Genomic DNA, 2,084 nt, shown 5'->3' on the forward strand with positions numbered 1-2,084 from the left:
CGCGTCGCCGGGCGGCACCGCCAGGCAGGTGTCGCCGTCCCGGCCGGTGACCTCGGGGAGCGCCCCGCCGGTGGTGGCCACCAGCGGCGTGCCGGTGGCCATGGCCTCGGCTGCGGGCAGCGAGAAGCCCTCGTAGAGCGAGGGCACGCAGGCGATCTGCGCACCGCGGACCAGGTCGGCCAGTTCCTCGTCGCTGATGCCCTTGACGAACTCGATCGCGCCGGACAGCCCGAACCGCCGGATGGCCGCCGCGACCGGCCCGTCGTCGGCCCGTCTGCCGACCACCACCAGGTGCGCGTCGGGATGCTCGGTACGGGTCTTCGCGAGCGCCTCCACCAGGTGCACCAGTCCCTTGAGCGGCACGTCGGCGCTGGAGGTGGTGACGATCCGGCCCGGGATCTCCGGCACCGCCGGGTCGGGGCGGAACACCCGGGCGTCGGCACCGATGTGCACCACGTGCACCCGGTCCTCGCGCACCCCCAGGTGGTCGACGATCTCCTGCCGGGAACTGCCCGACACGGTGAGGACCGAGGGCAGCCTGCGCGCCACCCGCCGCTGCATCCGGGTGAAGCCGTACCAGCGCCGCACCGACAGCTGCCGCCGCAGGCCGTGTGCCGCCGCGAGGTCCAACTGCCGGTCCACGGTGATGGGGTGGTGGATGGTCGTGACCAGCGGGGCACCCAGGTCGCCCAGCAGGCCGTAACCGAGGGTCTGGTTGTCGTGCACCACGTCGAAGTCGCCGCGGCGGGCGGCCAGATGGCGGCGGGCGCGGAGCGAGAAGGTCAGCGGCTCGGGAAAACCACCGGTCCACATCGTGCCGACCTCAAGGGCGTCGATCCAGTCCCGGTACTCACCGCGCCCGGGAGTGCGGAACGGGTCCGGCTGGCGGTAGAGGTCCAGGCTGGGCAGCTCCGTGAGGGAGACGCCGGCGTCGGTGTCGATGACGGGGTAGGGCTGGGCGCCGATCACCTCGACCCGGTGGCCGAGCCTGGCGAGTTCCCGGGAGAGGTGGCGGACGTACACGCCCTGGCCGCCGCAGTACGGGTTGCCCTTGTAGGTGAGCAGCGCGACGCGCAGCGGGCGGTCCGGGTCGTCCGAGGGGGGCGGGGGGCCGGTCACCGTGTCCCGTACGGCTTCTGCGGTCACTCGCGGCCCCCTTCAGGCTGGGCTTTCGCGGGAGCGTATCCGCTCGCGCCAAGGTGGAACAAGTTTCACCGGCGGGCTTATCCTGCCGTCGTCCGACTGCTGAATCTACCGGCCGGTCACCGGGTGGCGACCGCCGGACCTGGTGATTCGCACCACGGGTGCACGGCCTGCCACCATGCCGAGGCACCGCCGCCCCCGCCCGCACACGTCCACCACCCGACGCCCCCGACCACGCGAGCCCGGTGACATGCCATGAAGAGCCCCCAGCAGCGCCCATGACGACACGGTTCGGGTCGCACGCCCCGCCGCCGCTGAGCGAGCGCCAGGAGGAGCGCCGCCGGCGCATCCTGCACGCCTGCACCCGGCTGGCCCGCCGCGGCGGGTTCGACGCGGTGCAGATGCGTGAGGTGGCCGAGTCCTCGCAGGTGGCGCTGGGCACGCTCTACCGCTACTTCCCCTCGAAGGTGCACCTCCTGGTCGCCACCATGGAGGACCAGCTGAGGCAGCTGCACCGCACGCTGCACAAGCGGCCGCCGACCGGGACGGACCCCGCGGCCCGGGTCGCCTCGACCCTGATGCGGGCCTTCCACGCCATGCAGCGCGAGCCGCACCTGGCGGAGGCCATGGTCCGCGCGCTGACCTTCGCGGACCGCTCGGTGAGCGCCGAGGTGGACAACGTCTCCCGGCTCACCACGGCGATCATCGTCGACGCCATGGGCCCGACGGCCGCGCCCACCCCCGAACAGCTGTCCGTGGTCCGGGTGATCGAGCACACCTGGCACTCCGCGCTGATCACCTGGCTCTCCGGGCGCGCCTCGATCGACCAGGTACGGGCCGACATCGAGACCGTGTGCCGGCTGATCACCGTCACCGCCCCGGACCCCGCCCCGCGCGGCCCGGACGCCCCCGGGAACTGAGCGCCGGTCCCCGGCGCGCCC

Annotated in this window: 2 protein-coding genes; one reads left to right on the forward strand and one right to left on the reverse strand. The window is 73.5% G+C overall.

What is annotated here, in order from left to right:
• Positions 1-1,146: glycosyltransferase family 4 protein (locus tag ACYVE9_RS24260; protein WP_461030030.1), on the reverse strand; the 1,146-nt coding region annotated here is incomplete at its 3' end.
• A 275-nt stretch (positions 1,147-1,421) separates the two neighbouring features.
• Here ACYVE9_RS24260 and ACYVE9_RS24265 point away from each other — a divergent pair.
• Positions 1,422-2,063 (forward strand): TetR family transcriptional regulator, encoded by a 642-nt coding sequence (locus ACYVE9_RS24265; RefSeq protein ID WP_461030031.1) that lies wholly within the window; start codon positions 1,422-1,424, stop codon positions 2,061-2,063.
• Positions 2,064-2,084 lie beyond the last annotated feature (21 nt).

Source organism: Streptomyces sparsus, from assembly GCF_054776295.1.